The 21035-nt window shown below is 68.3% G+C and carries 17 protein-coding genes; 8 read left to right on the top strand and 9 right to left on the bottom strand.

Features of this window, described 5'->3' with window-relative positions:
* Positions 1-252: 252 nt before the first annotated feature.
* The 8 genes from purU to gatC form a co-directional block, all read right to left on the bottom strand.
* Positions 253-1122, bottom strand: a complete 870-nt coding sequence (gene purU, locus K344_RS0109310) for a formyltetrahydrofolate deformylase (protein WP_028080442.1) — start codon at positions 1120-1122, stop codon at positions 253-255.
* Positions 1123-1288: 166 nt separating this feature from the next.
* Positions 1289-2665 (bottom strand): thioredoxin family protein, encoded by a 1377-nt coding sequence (locus tag K344_RS0109305; RefSeq protein ID WP_028080441.1) that lies wholly within the window; start codon positions 2663-2665, stop codon positions 1289-1291.
* Positions 2665-3429 carry a hypothetical protein gene (locus K344_RS24005; RefSeq protein ID WP_028080440.1) on the bottom strand — a complete coding sequence of 255 codons (765 nt, stop codon included), beginning with the start codon at positions 3427-3429 and terminating at the stop codon, positions 2665-2667. The genes K344_RS0109305 and K344_RS24005 overlap by 1 nt, the downstream gene beginning before the upstream one ends.
* On the bottom strand, positions 3426-3887 hold the full coding sequence (locus K344_RS0109295) for an SET domain-containing protein-lysine N-methyltransferase (protein WP_028080439.1): 462 nt from the start codon (positions 3885-3887) through the stop codon (positions 3426-3428). Before K344_RS0109295 ends, K344_RS24005 begins: the two co-directional genes overlap by 4 nt.
* 522 nt (positions 3888-4409) lie before the next feature.
* Positions 4410-5306, bottom strand: a complete 897-nt coding sequence (hslO, locus tag K344_RS20995) for an Hsp33 family molecular chaperone HslO (RefSeq protein WP_043114178.1) — start codon at positions 5304-5306, stop codon at positions 4410-4412.
* Positions 5307-5435: 129 nt separating this feature from the next.
* Positions 5436-6899: an Asp-tRNA(Asn)/Glu-tRNA(Gln) amidotransferase subunit GatB gene (gene gatB / locus K344_RS0109285; RefSeq protein WP_028080438.1), complete on the bottom strand. Its 1464-nt coding sequence runs from the start codon at positions 6897-6899 to the stop codon at positions 5436-5438.
* A gap of 12 nt (positions 6900-6911) precedes the next feature.
* The gene (gatA, locus tag K344_RS0109280) at positions 6912-8381 is read right to left on the bottom strand and encodes an Asp-tRNA(Asn)/Glu-tRNA(Gln) amidotransferase subunit GatA (protein ID WP_028080437.1); all 1470 of its coding nucleotides are present in this window, start codon (positions 8379-8381) and stop codon (positions 6912-6914) included.
* 85 nt (positions 8382-8466) lie between these two features.
* Positions 8467-8754, bottom strand: coding sequence for an Asp-tRNA(Asn)/Glu-tRNA(Gln) amidotransferase subunit GatC (gene gatC, locus K344_RS0109275; RefSeq protein WP_028080436.1), 288 nt, complete (start codon positions 8752-8754; stop codon positions 8467-8469).
* Positions 8755-9003: 249 nt separating this feature from the next.
* On the opposite strand from gatC, the gene K344_RS0109270 reads away from it, so the two are divergent.
* The 8 genes from K344_RS0109270 to K344_RS0109235 all read left to right on the top strand — a co-directional run bounded on the left by K344_RS0109270 (position 9004) and on the right by K344_RS0109235 (position 18317).
* Positions 9004-10041, top strand: a complete 1038-nt coding sequence (locus K344_RS0109270) for a rod shape-determining protein (protein ID WP_028080435.1) — start codon at positions 9004-9006, stop codon at positions 10039-10041.
* Between the two features lie 123 nt (positions 10042-10164).
* Positions 10165-11316: a rod shape-determining protein MreC gene (mreC, locus tag K344_RS0109265; protein WP_051362072.1), complete on the top strand. Its 1152-nt coding sequence runs from the start codon at positions 10165-10167 to the stop codon at positions 11314-11316.
* The gene (gene mreD, locus K344_RS0109260) at positions 11313-11807 is read left to right on the top strand and encodes a rod shape-determining protein MreD (RefSeq protein ID WP_028080433.1); all 495 of its coding nucleotides are present in this window, start codon (positions 11313-11315) and stop codon (positions 11805-11807) included. The genes mreC and mreD overlap by 4 nt, the downstream gene beginning before the upstream one ends.
* A 1-nt stretch (position 11808) precedes the next feature.
* Positions 11809-13863 carry a penicillin-binding protein 2 gene (gene mrdA, locus K344_RS0109255; RefSeq protein ID WP_028080432.1) on the top strand — a complete coding sequence of 685 codons (2055 nt, stop codon included), beginning with the start codon at positions 11809-11811 and terminating at the stop codon, positions 13861-13863.
* 13 nt (positions 13864-13876) lie between these two features.
* The gene (gene rodA, locus K344_RS0109250) at positions 13877-14998 is read left to right on the top strand and encodes a rod shape-determining protein RodA (protein ID WP_051362071.1); all 1122 of its coding nucleotides are present in this window, start codon (positions 13877-13879) and stop codon (positions 14996-14998) included.
* Between the two features lie 134 nt (positions 14999-15132).
* Positions 15133-16131, top strand: coding sequence for a lytic murein transglycosylase B (gene mltB / locus K344_RS0109245; protein ID WP_245586171.1), 999 nt, complete (start codon positions 15133-15135; stop codon positions 16129-16131).
* Positions 16128-17099 carry a septal ring lytic transglycosylase RlpA family protein gene (locus tag K344_RS24815; protein WP_051362070.1) on the top strand — a complete coding sequence of 324 codons (972 nt, stop codon included), beginning with the start codon at positions 16128-16130 and terminating at the stop codon, positions 17097-17099. Before mltB ends, K344_RS24815 begins: the two co-directional genes overlap by 4 nt.
* A gap of 57 nt (positions 17100-17156) precedes the next feature.
* On the top strand, positions 17157-18317 hold the full coding sequence (locus K344_RS0109235; protein ID WP_028080429.1) for a D-alanyl-D-alanine carboxypeptidase family protein: 1161 nt from the start codon (positions 17157-17159) through the stop codon (positions 18315-18317).
* Between the two features lie 127 nt (positions 18318-18444).
* On the opposite strand, the gene K344_RS0109230 is transcribed toward K344_RS0109235, so the two are convergent.
* Positions 18445-20907, bottom strand: coding sequence for a TonB-dependent receptor (locus tag K344_RS0109230; RefSeq protein ID WP_051362069.1), 2463 nt, complete (start codon positions 20905-20907; stop codon positions 18445-18447).
* Between the last annotated feature and the right edge of the window lie 128 nt (positions 20908-21035).

The raw sequence follows: 21035 nt of genomic DNA, 5'->3' as shown, positions 1-21035 counted from the left end.
TTCCGTCATTGAGGGGAGGCGCGAGCCTCCCCTTTTTTTGTTCAACGGTCCATCACCGCAACCGCGTCGGGGGCAAAGACGATGCTGACGTATATCGATTCAAAAACGGGTGAGCAGCGACTCAAGCCGCGCTACGTCTGGGCACTATGGGCCTTTGCAATCGGATTGTGCGGCGGGCTTCTGCTATCGCTGGCCGTGTGAAGGCACCAGCAGGCGCCACTCGCCCGCAACCGGCGCACAAAGCCTGATTGCTCAGGCGAACACGATCGTCTTGTTGCCGTCGACGATCACGCGGTCTTCGATGTGCCAGCGCACGGCGCGGGCGAGGACCTGGCGTTCGAGGTCGCGGCCGAGGCGGCGCAGGTCGGGGACTTCGTGGCGGTGCGAGACGCGGCCGGTGTCCTGGTCGATGATCGGGCCCTGGTCGAGATCGCTGGTCACGTAGTGGGCGGTCGCGCCGATCAGCTTCACGCCGCGCGTGTAGGCCTGCTGGTAGGGATCGGCGCCGACGAAGGCCGGCAGGAAGCTGTGATGGATGTTGATGATGCGGTGCGGATAGTGCGCGACGAAACCGGCGGAGAGGATCCGCATGTAGCGCGCCAGCACGATGAAGTCGGTCTTGCCTTCGAGCCGCTCGAGCATCTTCGCCTCGGCCTCGGCGTGCGTCGCGGCGTCGATCGGCACGTGCTCGAACGGTACGCCGAAGCGCTCGACCTCGGCGCGCAGATCGTCGTGGTTCGAGATCACCGCGGGAATGTCGACGCGCAGCTCACCGCGCTGCCAGCGCCACAGCAGTTCCATCAGCGCGTGGTCGTGCCTGGAGACGAGGATCGCCATGCGCGGCTTGTCGGCGGCGTAGCTGATGCGCCAGTCCATCGTGAAGCGGCTCGCCACCGATTCGCGAAAGGCGCGTTCGAGCGCGCTGCGTGGCACGTCGAGATGCGGCGTCTGGAATTCGAGACGCAGGAAGAAGCGGCCGCCCTCGGGATCGGTCGAGTGCTGATCGAGCTCGGTGATGTTGACGCCGTGGTGATAGAGAAACGTGGTGACGGCGGCGACGATGCCCGGCTGATCCGGACAGGTGATCAGCAGGCGGGCGGTGGTTTCAGGCTCGGTCGTCATGACGCGCGGCAAGGCAGGCGGAAAAAACGGAACGCGCGTTTATACCGGAAGCGGCGACCAGGGGGAAATCGCAAGAAAGAGAGGAGGCCATCGTGACGTGCACCGCCCGATCGCCCGCCTCCCCCAGCCCGCCCCCCGCACGCGGGCGGAGGGGGAGTCAGGCGTGCTACGCCTTGACGAGGTCCTTGAGCCTGGCGGCCTCTTCGGGGAACCAGGGGCCGTTGGCCTTCAGCGTCTCGGCGGCGACGCGCCGGGCGTCGGCGTCGCGCTGCTGGGCCTGCAGCGCCTTCACGCGCTGCTCGGCGACCTGCAGGCGGTTGATGCCGTAGGCCTTGCCGGCCGCCCGTTCGAGCTGCGTCAGCGCTTCGGCGGTCTTGCCGCGCGCCAGCAGACTCTTGCCCCAGCGGTAGGCGTAGACGTAATCGTCCGGCCAGGCGGCGATCAGCTTCGGCATCAGCGCGTCGTAGGCCGCGTAGTCGCCGGTCAGCGCGGCGAGCTGATCGTCGTAGATGCGCAGGTTGTCGTCGAGATTGCGGTCCTTCCTGAAATCGCCGCCGATGCTCTTCTCGACGTCGGCGATCGCCTTTTCGAGCAGGGCCTGCTTCGCCGCCTTGTCGCCGAGCGCTTCGTGAATGTCGGCGAGCACGAGCACGGCCGAGCGCTTGTCGGCGCAGGGCGCCGCGCCGAACACGCCATCGGCGACCAGCTTCTCCGCCGCCGGCTGCTGCGCCGCGATCAGGGCCTTGGCGTCCGCCTGCTTCCGCGCCAGTTCGAGATAGGGATCGAGTTCGTAGGAACGCTCGCAGCCGAGATCGCCGGCGAGCACCTGGCGGCCCAGGGACAGCGCGGCCTGCTCGTCGCCGGCTTTGCGCGCCTGCAGGAACTTGAGCCGCGCCAGCAGCAGGGCCGCCGCCGAGTCCTTCTCCAGCGCGCCGCGCGCCGCGGCCGGCAGCGAGGCGAACCATTGCAGGCCGCCGTCGCCGTCGTAGCGCGCCAGCCAGGACTTCAGCACCGTGCGCCCGGCTTGCAGCGACGCCGGCGAGCCGTCCCTGACCTGCGCGGCGACGGCGGTCAGCGGCATGCCGGCGTCGAGGAACTTGTCGAGCTGCGGATAGAACTCGGCGCGGGTCTGCTCGCCGAGAATGCGGCCCAGTTCCTCGCCCGCGGTATTCAGCACCAGATAGCTCGGCAGCATCTTCACGCCGTACTTCGCGCGCAAGGCCGCGCCTTCCGGCGAATCGGCGTCGACTTCGACGACCACCGCCTTCTTCTCGACCGCTTGCCATTCCGGGCCGGTCAGCACATTGGTCGCCATGAAATAGCAGGAGTAGCACCAGGGCGCGTGGAAATCGACGATCAGCGGCGCCTGGCGCGCCTTGGCCCGGGCGACGGCTTCGTCGTAGCTCAGGCTTTCCTTGGCGGCGACGGCGGCGGCCGGCGCCGCAATGGTGTTGGCGGGTTCGGCGGATTCTTTCCTGCCGCACGCGGCCAGCGCGAGTGCGGCGGCCAGGGCGACGGCAAGGGGCGCGAGGGAATGGCGCATCACGGCTCCAGCGGCGGCAGTGTCGGAACGTCCTTCGGAGGTTGCGAATAGTAGGCGATACGCACCACGTGCGGCTTGCCGCTCGCCGGATCGGGCACGTTGCCGACGCCGCGGTATTCGAGCAGGCGTCTGGTGTGCGGATCGTAGGTGACGAGCAGCGGATCGACGAACCAGCGCAGCATCGAATCGGGCTCGACGCGGAAGCGCACCGCGGCACGGCCCTCGAAGCGCGTGTCGGTATCGCGCTGCGCGCGGAATTTGTACGAATCGAGATTGCCGGCGACCGCGAAGCGGAAATTGAACGCCTTGCCGGTCATCAACTCGTCGAAATGCGCACGCAGCAAGGCGTGAAACCCGGCATCGGCGCACATCGGCGAGGTATGCGCGACGGCCTTCTCGCGCAGCGCATCTTGACGCGAGCGGCGCCTTTGCAGCGTCACCTCGCCGGCGACGTGCGTGATCGCTTCGAAGTATCCGTCCGCTCGCATGTCGAAGCGATACAAGGGCACGTAGGGATCGCGGCTGAAATCGAGCGATTTCTCGCCGAGCAGCGTCGCATCCGGCGCGTAGTAGCGGATGATGCCGCCGCGCCAGTGGCCGTTGTCGACGCGCTGATCGTGGACCTCGGTGTACAGGTAGCGGCCCGATGCCAACTCGTAGGCATATCCATAGAACTTGAGATTCTCCGGCTGCGCGCACGCCGGCAACGGCAGCCATGCGCAGGCGGCGAGCAGCACGGCCGCGATGCCGCCGGCGCCTTTCACGCCGCCAGTTCCGCGAGGCGCCGGGCGCCTTCGATCAGCACCTGCCGCCATGGCAGACCGACGATCTCTTTGCCGGTCACGCTGTCGGCGAACGGCATGCGCTCGCCGTCGCCGATCACGTAGCGATAGTCCATCGTCACCTCGCTGCCGGCCGGCAGATCGGCGAGCGCGAAGATGAAGCCGAGATGCCACAGCGCGGTCGGCGCGAAGCTGTGGTTGACGTAGCACTCGTCGCTCCACTCCGGCGTCAGCGAAAACCAGTCCTCGAACCAGCGCACGCTGGATTCGACCTCGATCGAATCCGGCGGATACCTGCGCAGCTTGTGCTCCGGCCACACCGTGTGAATCTGGTCCGGCGCGACGATGACCGCGCCGCGCGCGACGGCTTCATCGATGAAAAGACCCTTGCCGGCTTGCGGAATGAGCGAGGGAGCGACGCGGTAGCGGGGAACAATCACGGCGATGGCGGAGCGGAGACGGGCGTGCTCAGCATAGAGCAGCTGCCGGGGCGAAGGTGATGCAGGTGAGGACGGGCGGCACGCGCGATGAGCCTGCGGCGCTTTCGAGCCTTCGACGCCGATGGCGCAGAGGAGAGAGAGCGGCCGCCGCTCGCCGCGAAGCCCGATTGAACGCCACCTCCCCCAGCCCCTCCCCCGCACGCGGCGGAGGGGAGTCCGGAAAGGCGCGCCGTTCGAGCCCTCTCCTCCCCCTGGGGAGGAGAGGGTTGGGTGAGGAGGGCTGTCGCGGCGCGCGGTGCGGGGGGCGCGGAGGGAACTGGAGGACAGCGCGGCGCGCTTGCGCCTTCGACGCCGGCAGCGGAGAAGCATGGAGAGAAGCCAGCCGCTCGCCGCGAAGCCCGATTGAATGCCACCTCCCCCAGCCCCTCCCCCGCACGCGGCGGAGGGGAGTCCGGAAAGGCGCGCCGTTTGAGCCCTCTCCTCCCAAGGGGAGGAGAGGGTTGGGTGAGGAGGGTCGCCCTGTCAGTGCCGCGTCTCGTTCGACGGCTGCATGTGCGCGTTGAGAAACAGCTGCTGCACGTCGGCCTCGTCGAAGCGGTATTCGCGGCCGCAGAACTCGCAGGTCACGTCGAAACGGCCGTGCGTCTTCAGGTGGTCGGCGATCTCCTCCGCGCCGAGCGACAGCAGCATCGCGCCGATGCCTTCGCGTGAGCAGCGGCAGGCGAGCCGCACCGGCTGCGGATCGAACACGCGCACCGTGTCCTCGTTGAACAGGCGGCGCAGGATCGTCAGGCCCGGCGTCTTCGCCAGCTCGTCCTCGCCGAGCGTGTCGAACAGGACCTGCACGTGCTCCCAGTGCAGCTCGCTGCTGTTCTTCTCGCCGAGCGGCAGGCGCTGCAGCATCAGGCCGCGGATGTGCGTGCCGTCGTAGGCGAGACGCAGCAGCGAAGGCAGCTGCTCGGACTGTGCGAAGTAGTGCTCGAGCGCGTCGGCGAGCCGCTCGCCCTCGATGCCGACGATCGCCTGATAGTCCTGGCCGCCTTTCTCGGGTTCGATCAGCAGGCCGAGCCGGCCGCCGTGCAGCAGCGTCGTGAAGTCGCCGCTGGCGTCGGCCCTGGCCTTGGCCATGCCGCGCACGCGCAGGCCCGGCTCCGGATCGCCGTCGCGGCCGTGCTCGACCTGGGTGACGAGCATCTGCACCGGCCCTTCGGCGTGCTGGAACTGCAGGCTGATGCGCCCTTCGAGCTTGGTATGCGCGGCGAGCAGCGGCATCGCCGCGATCGCCTGCGCCAGCAGTCCGCGTACATCCGGCGCGTAGGACCGCGAGCCGAGCATGCTGTCGACGCCGGCTTCGTACTCGACGACGGCGCCACGCACGCCCAGCTCAGGCAGCAGGAATTCGGTGAGTCGGTTGTTCATCGGCGCTTTATGGGGCGAGCAGAAAGCTTCTCAACCACAGATTCCACAGATTACACAGAAAAAGAGAGCTGTCTTTTCAATCTGTGCGATCTGTGGTCTGTGCGATTTGTGGTTACCGCTCTTGCGGTCTCAGCCTGCCAATTTTTCCTTCAGCAGGCGGTTCAGCGCTTCCGGATTGGCCTTGCCCTGCGTCGCCTTCATCGCCTGACCGACGAAGAAGCCGAACAGCTTGTCCTTGCCGCCACGGTAGTCGGCGACCTGCTGCGGGTTCCTGGCGATGATGTCGTCGATCGCCGCGGCGATCGCCGACTCGTCGGTGATCTGCACGAGGCCGCGGGCCTTGATGATCTCATCCGCCTCGCCCTCGCCCGCCAGCATCGCCTCGAAGACGTCCTTGGCGATCTTGCCGGAGATGGTCTTGTCGGCGATGCGCATGACCAGTCCCGCCAGCATCGCGGCGGTGACCGGCGAGGCGTCGATGCCCTTGCCGAGCTTGTTCAAGGCGCCGAGCAGATCGGTGATGACCCAGTTCGCGCAGCTCTTCGGATCGGATTTCGACGTGGCGACGACGGCCTCGTAGTAATCGGCCAGCGCCGCATCAAAGGTGAGCACGCCGGCGTCGTAAGCCGGCAGCTTGTACTGTTCGATGAAGCGCGCTTTCTTGGCTTCCGGCAGTTCCGGCATCGTCGCGCGGATGCGTTCGATGTCGGCGCTCGTCACCACGACCGGCAGCAGGTCCGGGTCCGGGAAATAGCGGTAGTCGTTGGCGTTCTCCTTGGAACGCATGGCCCGCGTCTCGCCGCTGTCCGGATTGAACAGGCGCGTTTCCTGGACGACCTTGCCGCCCGATTCGATGACGTCGATCTGCCGCTCGATCTCGAACTCGATCGCCTTCTCGACGTAGCGGAAGGAGTTGACGTTCTTGGTCTCGGTGCGCGTGCCGAATTCCCTGGCGCCGCGCTTGCGCACGGAAACGTTGGCGTCGCAGCGGAACGAGCCTTCCTGCATGTTGCCGTCGCAGACGCCGAGGTAGACCACGAGCTGGTGCAGCTTCTTCAGATAGGCCACGGCTTCGGCCGCCGAGCGGATGTCCGGCTCGGAGACGATCTCGATCAGCGGCGTGCCGGCGCGGTTGAGGTCGATGCCGGACTGGCCGACGTAGCCTTCGTGCACCGACTTGCCGGCGTCCTCTTCCAGGTGCGCGCGCGTGATGCCGATGCGCTTGATGGTCTTGTCACCGTTGGCGCCGTCGACCTCGATGTCGAGATGGCCGTCGTAGACGATCGGCAGTTCGTACTGCGAGATCTGATAGCCCTTCGGCAGGTCCGGATAGAAGTAGTGCTTGCGCGCGAACACGCTGCGCTCGGCGATCTTGGCGTCGACCGCGAGGCCGAACTTCACCGCGTATTCGAGCGCGGTCTTGTTCAGCACCGGCAGCACGCCGGGAAAGCCGAGCGTGACCGGATCGGCCTGCGTGTTCGGCGCCGCGCCGTAGGCGGTCGCCGCGCCGGAGAAGATCTTGGATTTGGTGAGAAGCTGGCAGTGGACTTCGAGTCCGATCACCACTTCCCAGGTCGAGCTGTCGTATGCCATGTCGTCGCGCCCTTAGAGGTATGCCTTGGGCATCTGCTTGTGGAAATCGGTCGCCGTCTGGAACTGGTGGGCGACATTGAGAAGCCTGGCTTCGCTGAAGTAGTTGCCCATCAGCTGCAGGCCGACCGGCAGACCGTCGACGAAACCGCAGTTCAGCGACATCGCCGGAATGCCGGCGAGGTTGGCGGCGATCGTGTAGATGTCGTTGAGGTACATCGCCACCGGATCGTCGGTCTTGCTGCCGAGGCCGAAAGCGACGTCGGTCGCGGTCGGGCCGAGAATCAGGTCGACGCTTTCGTATGCGCGCTTGAAGTCCTCGTAGATCAGCTTGCGGACTTTCTGCGCCTGCAGGTAGTAGGCGTCGTAGTAGCCGTGGCTGAGCACGTAGGTGCCGATCATGATGCGGCGCTGCACTTCGGCGCCGAAGCCTTCGCCGCGGCTGCGCTTGTACAGCTCTTCGAGGTTCTTCGCACCGATGGCGCGATGACCGTAGCGCACGCCGTCGAAGCGCGCGAGGTTGGAGCTGGCCTCGGCCGGCGCGACGACGTAATAGGTCGGCACCGACAGCGGCGAGTTCGGCAGCGAGATCTCGACGAACTCGGCGCCGAGCGACTTCAGCGTGGCGATCGCCGCATCGATCTTCTCGCGCGAGCTGGGCGCGAGCCCTTCCGCGAAGTATTCCTTGGGCAGGCCGATCTTCAGGCCCTTGATCGACGCATCGAGGCCGCCGACCAGATCGTCGACCGGGCGCTCGATACTGGTCGAGTCCAGCGGATCGAAGCCGGACATCGCCTGCAGCACATAGGCCGCATCCTCGGCGCTGCGCGCGACCACGCCGGCCTGATCGAGGCTGGAGGCGAAGGCGATCATGCCGTAGCGCGAAACCCTGCCATACGTCGGCTTGATGCCGGTCAGGCCGGTGAGCGCGGCGGGCTGGCGGATCGAACCGCCGGTGTCGGTCGCGGTGGCGATCGGCGCCAGGCCGGCGGCGACGGCGGCCACCGAGCCGCCCGACGAGCCACCCGGCACGCGGCTGGTGTCCCAGGGATTCTTGACCGGGCCGTAGAAGCTGGTCTCGTTCGACGAGCCCATCGCGAACTCGTCCATGTTGCACTTGCCGAGCATAACCATGCCGGCATCGAGGTGCAGCTTCTGCACGATGGTGGCGTCGTAGGGCGCGATGAAGTTGTCGAGCATGCGCGAGGCGCAGGACGTCTTCACGCCGAGCGTGCAGAAGATGTCCTTCTGCGCGATCGGCACACCGATCAGCGGGGCCGTCAGCGCGTGGCCCTCGCCCCGCGCCAGGCGCGCGTCGGCCGCCTCGGCCTGCTTGAGCGCGCGCTCGGCGGTGACGGTGATGAAGCTGTTCAGCTCGGCATCGTGCCGCTCGATGCGCTTGAGGTAGTGCGCGGTCAGCTCGCGCGACGAAAATTTCTTCGCGCGCAGGCCTTCGGAAAGTTCTTTGATTGACAGAGTGTGCATGTCTTTTCAGCCATGATGGGTGAGGGGTGACGGGGACTGGCTGCCGCTGTCGCGAATCACCAGCCGCGGATCACGAATCACGCCTTTACTCGATGACCTTCGGCACCAGGTACAGGCCGTTGTCGACCTCCGGCGCGATCGTCTGGAAGGCGTCGCGGCGGTCCGGTTCGGTGACGGCGTCCGGGCGCAGGCGCTGCTGCATGTCGAGCGGATGCGCCATCGGCGCCACGCCGCCGGTGTCGGCGCCGGACAGCTGGCCGACCAGCTTGAGGATGTTCGACAGCTGCTCGGCATACGGACCGACCTTGTCGGCCGGCAGTTCGAGGCGCGCCAGATGGGCGACCTGCTGGATGTTTTCGGGGCTCAGGCTCATCGCGTTGTGGAACCGGTGACGAACGGCATTGGGAACGGCATCGAGAACGGTCTAGGGCTTGCTCCGGCGCGGTTTGACGGCGTCCGGCGCGCATCGGATTCTCTCTCCATCGCGGCAGCCTTGCGGCGCCGCGAATGGTTTATGATGTGCGGATGCACAATTCTACTGGAATGTGAGAAGGTGCATCGCCGCCGCGGACCCCGCCGCCGGCACCAAAATTCGAATTCAGCTTCCCACCAGGCCACCGAGATGTTCGACGCCGTACGCCGTTTGTTTGTCAACGACCTGTCCATCGACCTGGGCACCGCCAACACCCTCGTCTACGTCCGTGACGAAGGCATCGTCCTCAACGAACCCTCGGTCGTCGCCATCCGCATGGATGCGCGCGGCGCCAAGAAGGTCGAGGCGGTCGGCATCGAGGCCAAGCAGATGCTCGGCCGCACGCCGACCAACATCACGACGGTGCGCCCGCTGCGCGACGGCGTGATCGCCGACTACACCGTCACCGAGAAGATGCTGCAGCACTTCATCCGCAAGGTGCAGAAAGGCCGCATGAGCCGGCCGATGACGCGCGTCGTGGTCTGCGTGCCCTACGGCTCGACGCAGGTCGAACGCCGCGCCATCCGCGAATCGGTCGAGAACGCCGGCGCGCGCAAGGTCTGGGTCATCGAGGAGCCGATCGCCGCGGCGCTGGGCGCCGGCATCCCGATCGGCGAGGCGCGCGGCTCGATGGTCGTCGACATCGGCGGCGGCACCTCGGAAGTCGCGGTCATCTCGCTGAACGGCATCGTCTACGCCGAATCGGTGCGCATCGGCGGCGACAAGTTCGACGAGGCCATCGTCAGCTACGTGCGCCGCCAGTACAACATGCTGATCGGCGAAGCCACCGCCGAGCGCATCAAGATCCAGATCGGCACCGCCTTCCCGGGCCATGAAGTGCAGGAAATCGACGTGGTCGGCCGCCATCTGGCCGCCGGCGTGCCGCGCAACTTCACGATGAACTCCAACGAGATCCTCGACGCCCTGCAGGAGCCGCTGTCCGGCATCGTCAAGGCCGTCAAGCAGGCCCTCGAGCGCACGCCGCCGGAACTGGGCAGCGACGTCGCCGAGCGCGGCATCGTGCTGACCGGCGGCGGCGCGCTGCTGCGCGACCTCGACAAGCTGATCTCGGAAGAAACCGGCCTGCCGGTGATCATCGCCGACGACCCGCTGACCTGCGTGGCGCGCGGCGGCGGCATGGTGCTCGACATGCTCGATCGCCAGTCAGACTTCTACTCGCTCGACTGATGCAGCCCGGCCGATGCCCGCCTCGCCGGCGGGCATCGGCCTTCGAGCAATTGCCGGCGGTTCCCCGCGCCTCTATGCTGCGGGCAGTTTTTACCATTACATAACAAGTCCGACGGCGCGCACTTGAACTCGCTGCACGACTCCTACCATCACCGGCCGCTGTTTCCGCGCGGCCCGGGGCTCGGCCTCAAGACGCTGTTCCTCATCGCGCTGGCGCTGACGCTGATCTTCTACGACATGCGCGGCGACACGCTGAAGCCGGCCCGCGCCTGGACCGCCTGGGCGCTGACGCCGGTGATCTGGCTTGCCTCGGTGCCGGTGCGCCTGGTCGACATGGCGCGCGGCATCGACACCCACAACACCATCGAGCGGCAGAACGAGCAGCTGCAGGCCGAGCACTTCGTGCTCTCGGCCCGGCTCTCCAAAATGGAAGCGCTGGAAGCCGAGAACCGCCGCCTGCGCGAGCTGCTGGCGGCCTCGGCGCAGCTGCCGGACCAGGTGCTGGTCGCCGAGGTCATCGCCGTCAACCAGGACCCGTACCGCCACCAGATCACGCTCAACCGCGGCTCGCACGACGGCGTCTACCGCGGCCAGGCCCTGGTCGACGCCTTCGGCATCATGGGACAGATCGTCGACGTCGCGCCGAACACCAGCAAGGCCCTGCTGGTGACCGATCCCGACCACGGCATGCCGGTCGAGATCAACCGCACCGGCCTGCAGACCATCGCCGTCGGCCTCGGCGACGAGCGCGGCCTGCGCCTGCCTTTCCTGCCGTCGAACGCCGACATCAAGAACGGCGATCTGCTGGTGTCGTCCTCGCTCGGCGGCCGCTTCCCGGCCGGCTACCCGGTCGGCACCGTGTACGACGTCAAGCCGGTCGCCGGCGAGCATTTCATGGAGGCCTACGCCTACCCGGCCGCGAGACTGAACCAGGGCCGCGAGGCCTTGCTGGTGTGGAACGTCGGCGCGCGCGCCGACGCCGAAGCGGCGGCCGCCGCCGAACGGCTGGCCCAGCAGGGCGAGACGCCGGCCGAGGAGGTATCGAAAACGGCACCGGCCGCGGCGAGCAGCAGCGCGGCGCCGGCCGCCGCCACGACGACGACGACGACCGCGCCGCCGCCCAAGGCGGCGAGCGGCACCGCGGCGGCGACCCGCAAGCCGGAGGGCGCGCCGCCGCCGAAGCCGTCCGAGCAGAAGCCCGCGGCGCAGAAGCCCGCCGCCGCGCCGGGCGCCAAGCCGGCCGCGCCGGCGGCCCGGCCGGGAGCGTCGCGATGAGCCGGCCGAGCCCGCAGGCGGTGTGGTTCTCGTTCCTGCTGAGCCTGCTCGTCGGCCTGCTGCTGCAGCTGGTCGAGCTGCCGGACTCGCTGTCGGCGGCGCGCCCGCTGTGGATGCCGCTGATCCTCTCGTACTGGGCGCTGCGCGAGCCGCAGCTGCCGGCCCTGCTGCCCTCGTTCCTGGTCGGCCTGATGCTCGACGTGCTGTACGCGGCGCCGTTCGGCCAGCACGCGCTGGGCCTGGTCGTGGTCTCCTATCTCGTGGTGCGCCTGCGCAGCTTCTTCATCATCTTCCCGCTGTGGCAGGCGACGCTGGCGCTGATTCCGGCCTGGGCGCTGTACTGCTTCCTGATGTTCTGGATCGACGGCGCGACCAATCATCGCCCGGAAATCTGGCTGCGCTGGCTGCCGGCGATCTCCACCACGCTGTTCTGGCCGCTGCTGTGGAGCGTGATGGAACTGGTCCGCCGGCCCGGCGGCGACGAGGACTGAGGTGGCATTGTTCGCTCGCCGGCGCCGCGACGCGCTGAAGAACGTCCACGCCGAGCGCGATTCCTTCCTGCGCCGCGCCGGCGTCGCCGTGCTGTTCTGCATCGCCGGCGTGGTGCTGCTGATCGTGCGCCTCGCCGATCTGCAGATCGTCGAGCACGAGCACTACCAGACGCGCGCCGACGAGAACCGCATGCGCGTCACGCCGGTCGCGCCGGTGCGCGGCCTGATCTACGACCGCAACGGCACCCTGCTGGCGCAGAACCAGCCGGCCTTCGTGCTGGAGGTGACGCCCGAGCAGGTCGGCAACCGCACGGCGATGGACGAGCTGCTCGCCAAGCTGCAGCACGTCATCACGCTGACCGACACCGACATCACGCGCTTCAAGGACCGCGTGCGCAAGTCGCCGCGCTATCGCGGCGTGCCGCTGCGCTCCAACCTGACCATGGAAGAAGTGGCGCGCTACGAGATCGACCGCCACCAGTTCCCCGGCGTCGAGATCAACGCCGGCCTGACGCGCAACTACCCCTTCGGCGCCACCGCCTCGCATCTCGTCGGCTACGTCGGCGGCATCAGCGAGGAGGAACTCAAGCAGGCCAACGAGAGCCAGTTCCTCGGCCTGACGCAGATCGGCAAGAACGGCGTCGAGAAAAGCCAGGAAGACCTGCTGCGCGGCGAGCCGGGCGCCAAGATCATCGAGGCCAATGCCTACGGCCGGCCGCTGCGCGAGCTCGACTACCGGCGCGGCTATCCGGGCCGCAACCTGTACCTGTCGATCGACACCAAGGTGCAGACCGTCGCCGAGCAGGCCATGGGCAACTTCCAGGGCTCGGTGGTTGCGCTCGATCCGCGCAATGGCGAGATCATCGCCATGGTCAGCAAGCCGGGCTTCGATCCGCAGCTGTTCGTCGGCGGCATCGACACCGCCAGCTACCAGACGCTGCTCAACGATCCGACGCGGCCGCTGTTCAACCGCTCGCTGCAGGGCCTCTATCCGCCCGGCTCGACGGTCAAGCCGGCGATGGCGCTGGCCGGGCTCGAATACGGCGTCGTCACGCCCGAGCACAGCGAATACTGCAAGGGCGAGATGACGCTGCCCGGCTCGTCGCGCAAGTACCGCTGCTGGAAGCGCACCGGCCACGGCGCGGTCAACATGCTGGAAGGCGTGAAGCGCTCCTGCGACATCTATTTCTACAATCTGGCGACCCTGCTCGGCATCGACCGCATGCACGAGGCGATGACCGGCTTCGGCCTCGGCCACGCGACCGGCGTCGACCTGCCGCTGGAGAAGGATGGCCTCTATCCCTCGCGCGAGTGGAAGCGCAGGGCGCGCAAGGAGAACTGGTATCCGGGCGAGACGCTGAACACCGGCATCGGCCAGGGCTATGTGCTGGCGACGCCGATGCAGCTGGCGCAGATGGTGGCGCGCATCGCCATGCGCGGCGGCGGCTACAAGCCGCACGTGCTGCACGCGACCGAAGATCCGATCACGCGCAAGATCACCGAGATCGTGCCGGAGGCGCTGCCGAAGATCGACCTCAAGGACAACGGCACCTGGGATGTCGTGATCGCCGCCATGGAGGCGGTCACCCAGGAACAGGGCGGCACCGCCTACGCGGTCGGCCGCAACGCGCCCTACCGCATCGCCGCCAAGACCGGCTCGGCGCAGGTCGCCGGCCTGCGCCAGGACGAAACGCGGCCGCAGAAGCAGGAGGAGATGCCGCTGCGGCTACGCGACCACGCCCTGTTCATCGCCTTCGCGCCGGCCGAGGCGCCGCGCATCGCGGTCGCGGTGATGGCCGAGCACGGCGGCCACGGCGCCTCGATCGCCGCGCCGATCGCCCGCCAGGTGATGGACCAGTACCTGCTCGGCTACGTGCTGTACAACAACGAGAAGGCGGAAGTGCCTTCGAGCCGCGTGACGCCGGCCCTTGTGCCGGGCCTGCCGGTGCCGCCGGAACTGCAGCAGATGCTGCAGCAGACCGCGCCGGCCGCCGCCACGCCGCCGGCGGCGGTTCCCGCCACGCCGGCCCAGCAGGAGGACGACGATGATCGCTGACGTCTTGCAACCCATGCGCGGCCGCCGGCCGAACAAGCCGGAACCGGGACTCGCCGACTGGCTGGAGAGCTGGCACATCGACATCTGGCTGCTGATGCTGCTGCTGGCGGTCGCCGGCATCGGCATCTTCATCCAGTACTCGGCGTCCGGGCATTCGATCGACGGCGTCATCAGCCAGGCACAGCGCGTGGCGCTCGGCCTGGTGGTGATGGCGGTCATCGCGCAGGCGCCGCCCGATCTCTACCGCACCGTCGCGCCCTGGCTGTATGCCTTCACGATCCTGCTGCTGGTCGCCACCCTGCTGCTCGGCGACGCCGCCAAGGGCGCGACGCGCTGGCTCGATTTCGGCGTCGTGCGCTTCCAGCCGTCCGAGTTCATGAAGCTGGCGATGCCGACCACGGTCGCCGCCTTCCTGCACACGCGGCGCCTGCCGCCGACCCTGCTGACCATCGCCGCGACGCTGCTGCTGATCCTGGTGCCCGCGGCGCTGATCGCCAGGCAGCCGGATCTCGGCACCGCGCTGCTGATCGTCGCCGCCGGCGGCTTCGCGCTGTTCCTCGGCGGCCTGCAGTGGCGCTGGATGATCGGCGCGCTGGCCGTGCTCGGCGCCGCCGCGCCGATCCTCTGGGAGCATCTCAAGGACTACCAGCGCCAGCGCATCCTCACCCTGCTCGATCCGGAGAGCGATCCGCTCGGCGCCGGCTACCACATCACGCAGTCGATGATCGCGATCGGCTCCGGCGGCACCTTCGGCAAGGGCTGGCTCAACGGCACGCAGGCCAAGCTGGAATTCCTGCCGGAAGCGCACACCGACTTCATCTTCGCGGTGTATTCCGAGGAACTCGGCTTCATCGGCGTGCTGCTGCTGCTGACCCTGTACCTCGCCATCGTCGGCCGCTGCCTGTGGATCGCGGTGCGCGCGCAGGACACCTTCCAGCGCCTGCTCGCCGGCAGCCTGGCGATGACCTTCTTCATCTACGTGTTCATCAACATGGGCATGGTCATCGGCCTGTTGCCCGTGGTCGGCGTGCCGCTGCCGCTGGTGAGCTACGGCGGCACTTCGGCGGTTTCGCTGCTCGCCTGCTTCGGTATGCTGATGTCGGTCCACACTCACCGCAAGCTGCTCGCGAACTGATGCGCCGGACAAAACAGCGACCGCAGTGCGATCTGCGTCCTTCGCCCGCGCAGCGGCGTCCCGGTCCCTGCAACGGAGGGAGGCTGAGACCCTTCGCGGCAGCGTATGGGAGGATGCGGGCCGTTCGACGGGGCATGGCCCTGCTCGCCTGCCTGCTCGCCGCGCCGGCGGCGTTCGCCGACGGCATGGACTACAGCACGCATCCGCGCGTGCCGGAGCTGCTGCAGCGCCTGCGCAGCGGCTTCGGCTTCAGCGAACCCGAGTTGCAGCAGGTGACGACGGCGCTGGCCGAGGCGCAGCAGCTGCCGCAGCTGATCCAGCAGGAGCAGAAGGCGCCGGAGCACACCGAGACCTGGACGCAGTACGCGCGCCGCGTCGACGACTCGCGCATCGCCGCCGGCGCGGCGCTGCTGCGCGACTACCGCGACGTTCTCGAGCGCGCCGAGTACGAATACGGCGTGCCGCCGGCGGTGATTGCCGGCATCCTCGGCATCGAGACGCGCTACGGCAAGCTCACCGGCAACGTGCGCGTGCTCGATGCGCTGGCCACGCAGGGCTTCGAGCATCCCACGCGCAGCGCCTTTTTCTTCGACGAGCTGACGCAGTTCTTCGTGCTGTGCCGCGACGGCAAGCTCGACGCCACGCAGCCGAGAGGTTCCTACGCCGGCGCCATGGGCGCCGCGCAGTTCATGCCGAGCAACTACCGCCGCCTGGCGGTGGACTACGACGGCGACGGCAAGCGCGATCTGTGGTCGCTGGCCGACGCGATCGGCTCGATCGCGCACTACTTCAACGACTACAAGCCGCAGTGGCGCTGGGAGCGCGGCCAGCCGATCGCGGTGCCGGCCACGCTGCGCGGCGACGCACTGCCGGCCGGCGTGGTCGCCAACTCGATGGGCATGCTGTACCGCGCCGGCGATCTGCGCCGCGCGGGGCTCACCACCGCGGTGAAGCTGCCGGCCGACACGCCGGTCGGCGTCATCGACCTCGCGCTGGACGATGACGGCCACGAATACTGGCTGGCCTTTCCCAATTTCTACTCGGTGATGAGCTACAACCCGCGCGTGTTCTACGCGATGGCGGTCACCCGACTCGCGCAGCGCATCGAGGCGGCCACGGCGGTGACGCCGTGAGGGCGCTGCGCCGTCTCGCGCTGGCGCTGGCGCTGCTGCCGCTCGCCGCCTGTCTCGGCCCCGTAGGCCCGCCGCCGGTGCCTGGCCGGACGCCGTCGACCGGGCCGAGGCCGCCGCCGCACAGCAACGGCACGCGCCCGCGCGTCGTCATCGCCGAGCCCGGCATCAAGGATTCGGCGCCGAACGGCGGCGACATCCCGCCCGACGTCGCCAACACGCCGGACGCCGTGCCGAAGCGCGAGCCGCGCAGCCGCTCCGGCAATCCGCCCGAGTACGAAGCCTTCGGCGAGATCTATCGCGTGATCGACGATCCGGCCGGCTTCAGCGAACGCGGCCGCGCCTCCTGGTACGGCAAGAAATTCCAGGGCAAGAAGACGGCGAGCGGCGAGCCCTACGACATGTTCGCGATGACCGCCGCGCACAAGACCCTGCCGATCCCGAGCTACGTGCGCGTCACCAATCTCGAGAACCACAGGACTGCGGTGGTGCGCATCAACGATCGCGGGCCGTTCCATTCCGAACGCATCATCGACCTGTCCTACGCCGCCGCCGCGCGGCTCGGCATCATCGACGACGGCCACGCCGAAGTGGAGATCCGCGCGCTGCAGCCGGACGGCGACGGCGGCGCCGTCGCGGTCGCCGCCAACAACGCGCCGGCCGCCGAAGCCGCGCCGCCGCCGACATCGCTGCCCGGCATCGCCGCGCCCAAGCCGCCGCCGGTGCCGAAAACCGCCGGCGGCGGCGCCGGCCGCTGGCTGCAGATCGCCGCGTACAGCGATCCGATCAACGCCATCGCCATGCGCGACGAGCTGAGCAATCAGGGCCTGAAAAGCGTCGCCGTGCGCGCCAGCAACGATGGCAAGCTGCATCGCGTCGTCATCGGTCCCTACGCGCGCGACAGCGACGCGCAGGATGTCCGCGACTGGCTGCACGACGCCGGCTACGCCGCGTTCTGGATCAAGGGCTGAAGCCCGTGCGCCGCACTCGCGCAGCGCTTGCGTAAAATGTTCACTTTCGCCGTACCGATGGACTTGCCCCCGCACATGAAAAAACTGCTGCTTGCCGCCGCCCTCGCCTTCGCCGTTCCGCTCGCGCACGCCGAGAACATTCCGGACCCGCCGGCGCTCGACGCCACCGCCTACGCGCTGATGGACTACGCCAGCGGCGAGATCCTGGTCGGCTCGAACGCCGACACGCACGTGGCGCCGGCCAGCATCACCAAGGTGCTGACCACCTACATCGTCTTCGACGAAATCCGGCAGAAGCGCCTGTCACCGGACGACGAGGTGCTGATCAGCGAGAAGGCCTGGAAGCAGGGCATCGACTCCAGCGAATCGCGCATGTTCGTGCAGGTCGGCACGCGCGTGAAGCTGATCGATCTGCTGCGCGGCATCATCATCCAGTCGGGCAACGACGCGACGGTTGCCGTCGCCGAGCACGTCGCCGGCAGCGAGCCGGTGTTCGCCGACCTGATGAACCAGTACGCCGGCAAGCTCGGCATGAAGAACTCGCACTTCGCCGACGCTTCCGGCCTGCCCGATCCGCAGCACTACACGACGGCGCACGATCTGACCATCCTCGCACGCGCGCTGATCCACGACTTCCCGGAGTGGTACAAGATCTTTGCCGAGCGCGAGTTCGTCTACAACGGCATCAAGCAGCCGAACCGCAACCTGCTGCTCGGCCGCGACCCGTCGATCGACGGCATCAAGACCGGCCACACCTCGGAAGCCGGCTACTGCCTGCTGACCTCGGCGCAGCGCGACGGCCGCCGCCTGATCGCCGCGGTGATGGGCACCAAGAGCTGGGCCTACCGCGAGCAGGCCAGCCTCGAACTGCTGAACTACGGCTTCCGCTTCTTCGAGACCAGCACGCTGTTCGGCCCCGGCAAGCCGGCGCAGCAGACGCGCGTCTACAAGGGCGCCGCCGACGAGATCGCCATCGGCACGCTGGAGCCGGTCGCCATCTCGCTGCCGCGCGGCAACGCCGACCGCCTGCAGGTCAGCGCACAGATCAACGCGCCGATCGTCGCGCCGCTCGCCAAGGGCCAGGCGCTCGGCACGGCGACGGTGACGCTCGACGGCAAGACGCTGAAGACCATCCCGCTGGTGGCGATGGACGACGTGCCGCTCGGCGGCTTCTTCCACCGCCTGATCGATAGCATCCGCCTCTGGTTCGGCTGGTAAGGCGGACCCCGATGCAGCGACTGCGCTCGACATCTCGCGCGCGGGCGGTATGCCTGGCGCTTCATCGGCACGCCCTTGCGTAAGGAATGATTGCCGCTCCCCCGACATCCGTCGCGGGAGAATTCAATCAGCGGAACGACGCGCTGAGACTCAGATACGCAGTGCGCGGCGTACCGAGAAAGAACTGGCCGTGGTTGTCGTTGTCGACGAACTCGGCCGGCGTGATGTAGCCGATGTAGTGCTCGTCGAGCAGGTTGTAGACCTGCAGCTGCAGCTGCAGGCCGCCGGCACGCGCGCTGCGCGGCGCCAGCTCGTAGCCGAGCGCGGCATCGACCACCGCATAGCCGGCGACGTGCTCGTCGTTGGTCGCCGTCGAATAGCGGCGGCCGGTGTACTTGGCGTTGACGTCGGCGCTGAAGCGCCCGGCGCGATACTGCGCGCCGAGGCCCGCCATCAGGTTCGGCGTGTCGGGCAGTGTCTTGCCGGCCACTGCGACCCTTTGCATCGCCTGCGTGTCCTCGTCATAGCGCTCGTAGTCGTTCTGGAACACCGAGCGGTTCAATGACAGCGTGCCGCCGATGCGCAGGCCGCGCAGCGGCCGCGCGTATGCGGCGAACTCGATGCCATAGGTGTGGATCGAGCCGACGTTGCGGTAGATCTCCTCGCTGATCATGAACGGATCGGACACCGTCAGTTCGAGAATGCGGTGCGCGTAGTCGATGTAGTACAGCGTCGCCGAGGCACTGACGCGCTTGCCGAGACTGCGCAGCCCGAAGTCGATGTTGTGCGAGGTTTCCGGCCGCAGCAGCGACTCGTAGTTTTCCGCGCTCAGCGCGTTGCGCGGCGCGGCGCTGAAGTTGTCGGCGTAGTTGGCGAACAGCTCGCGCGTCTCGTCGAGCTTGCAGGTCAGGCCGAACTGCGGCTGGAAGTAATCGTGGTCGACGCGGCCGATGCGGGCGAGCTGCTGCGCGTCGTAGGCGGCGACGTTGGCGGTGCCGCTGAAATCGCGATCGACGTGCAGGCCCTTGAAGCCGACGTCGATGCGCAGCCGCTCATCGAACCAGCGGCTGCTGTCCTTGGCGTAGAACTGCAGCACCTGCGTGTCGAAGTGGCGATCGTAGTAGTTGACGATGGGCGGCCCGCGGTCCTCGATGAGGCCGTCGTCGTCGACGTTGTACAGCGAGCGGTCCTGGTCGAAGCGGTAGCGCTCGTACCAGCCGCCGGCACTGATCGTGTGGCGTTCGCCTTCGAAGCTCGCGCCGATGGTCGCGCCGTCGCGGTTGCCGCGCAGGGTCTCGCGCCGCTCGGTGATGCCGCTGCCGTCGTAGGGCAGGTTGTCGTCGCGCCCCGGGACGCCGCTGTCCGGATCGATCGACGCCGCGTACTGCGCCTCGGCGGCGGACGGTGCGACGCCGGCGTAGCCGTAGCCGCGCTTGTGCTCGAAGTAGGGCTGCAGCTGCAGCGCGAGGCCTTCGGCGGGCGTGGCCCGCAGCTGCAGGCTGAGCAGCTGATCGGTGCGGCCGTTGGTCCAGTAGCCGTAGTACAGCGCGTCGCGCTCGGGATCGCCGGTCGGCGTCTCGAGCAGATCGAAGCCGCTCAGCACATGGCCCTGCGCGTCGTAGTTCTGCATGTCGTGATCGTCGCGCTTGCCGTAGCGGTAGATCAGCGTCGCCGCGAAAGCCCCGAAATCCTGCGCGAGCTTGACGCCGGCGTGATCGACGCCCATGTCGGCGTGCGCATTGTCGAACTGCGTCGCGCGCGTGCGCGATGCGCTGAAATGCGCCTCCGGCCCGCCGGCCCACCACGGCGGCGTGTCGATCCGCGCGCGCAGCCGCGTCAGATCGTTGCTGCCGCCGGTCGCCGTCAGCTGCATGTCGCGCACGCCGAGCGGCTCGCCGGTCGAGTAGCGCACCGAACCGCCGAGCGCGTGATAGGAGGGCATCATCACGTCGCCGGAGCCCTGCGCCACGGTCACGCTCGCCAGATCGTCGTCGTCGACCAGGCGGCCCGGCGGCGTGCCGTCGCGCACGTCGTAGCTCTCCAGCGGCACGCCGTCGAGCGAGATGCCGAGCTGGTCGCTGGCGAAGCCGCGGATGCGCACCGAGTTGCCGAATTCGTAGAGGCCGTAGGGATCGCTGTTCTGCACGTTGACGCCGGGCAGGTCGCCGAGCAGGCTCTGCACCGGTGCGCCCGGCGCCTTGGCCGGCGCTTCCTGCGGGGCGAGGGTGTTCGAGGCGCGCGTATAGCCGTGGCCGACGACCACCACGTCGTCGAGCTGGCCCAGCGAAGGCGCGGCGTCCGGCGGCGCGGCATCGGCGGCGACGATCGCCACGGTGTCGGCGCTGATGATCTGGAAGTGCAGCGAGGTGCCGCGCAGCAGCTCGCCGAGCGCCGCGACCGCCGTCGCGCGACCGCGAATGCCCGGCGAGCGCCGGTCGCCGAGATCGTCGGCGGCCATGACGATCTGGATGTGCGTCGCGTCGGCGAACGCGGTCAGCGCCGTGGCGAGCGGCTGCGCGTCGATGTGGAACTCGGTTTCGCTCGCCAGGTCGGCGCGGACGGCTCGCGCCTGCAGGGCGGCGAACAGCACGATCGCCGCGCAGCACAGGCGACGCAGCTGCCCTCGATGCCTTCGCTCGCCCTTGGTCCTGATGGTTGCCGCTCTCGCCGGTGAGATTCGCCCGCTTCCGGCAGGCCATCGCTCGACCGCGCCGCGAT

This window comes from Solimonas soli DSM 21787, assembly GCF_000474945.1.
GTDB classification, from domain to species: domain Bacteria; phylum Pseudomonadota; class Gammaproteobacteria; order Nevskiales; family Nevskiaceae; genus Solimonas; species Solimonas soli.
This window is presented reverse-complemented; position numbering and strand designations above follow the sequence as displayed.

Excerpts from the sequence above, each read along its gene's own strand:
- rodA (WP_051362071.1), top strand. The coding sequence starts at position 13,877 with ATGCGCGGCCGCCGGCCGAACAAGCCGGAACCGGGACTCGCCGACTGG.
- mltB (WP_245586171.1), top strand. The coding sequence starts at position 15,133 with ATGGCCCTGCTCGCCTGCCTGCTCGCCGCGCCGGCGGCGTTCGCCGAC.
- gatA (WP_028080437.1), bottom strand. The coding sequence starts at position 8,381 with ATGCACACTCTGTCAATCAAAGAACTTTCCGAAGGCCTGCGCGCGAAG.
- K344_RS0109270 (WP_028080435.1), top strand. The coding sequence starts at position 9,004 with ATGTTCGACGCCGTACGCCGTTTGTTTGTCAACGACCTGTCCATCGAC.
- gatC (WP_028080436.1), bottom strand. The coding sequence starts at position 8,754 with ATGAGCCTGAGCCCCGAAAACATCCAGCAGGTCGCCCATCTGGCGCGC.
- gatB (WP_028080438.1), bottom strand. The coding sequence starts at position 6,899 with ATGGCATACGACAGCTCGACCTGGGAAGTGGTGATCGGACTCGAAGTC.
- K344_RS0109305 (WP_028080441.1), bottom strand. The coding sequence starts at position 2,665 with ATGCGCCATTCCCTCGCGCCCCTTGCCGTCGCCCTGGCCGCCGCACTC.
- mreD (WP_028080433.1), top strand. The coding sequence starts at position 11,313 with ATGAGCCGGCCGAGCCCGCAGGCGGTGTGGTTCTCGTTCCTGCTGAGC.
- hslO (WP_043114178.1), bottom strand. The coding sequence starts at position 5,306 with ATGAACAACCGACTCACCGAATTCCTGCTGCCTGAGCTGGGCGTGCGT.
- K344_RS0109235 (WP_028080429.1), top strand. The coding sequence starts at position 17,157 with ATGGACTTGCCCCCGCACATGAAAAAACTGCTGCTTGCCGCCGCCCTC.
- purU (WP_028080442.1), bottom strand. The coding sequence starts at position 1,122 with ATGACGACCGAGCCTGAAACCACCGCCCGCCTGCTGATCACCTGTCCG.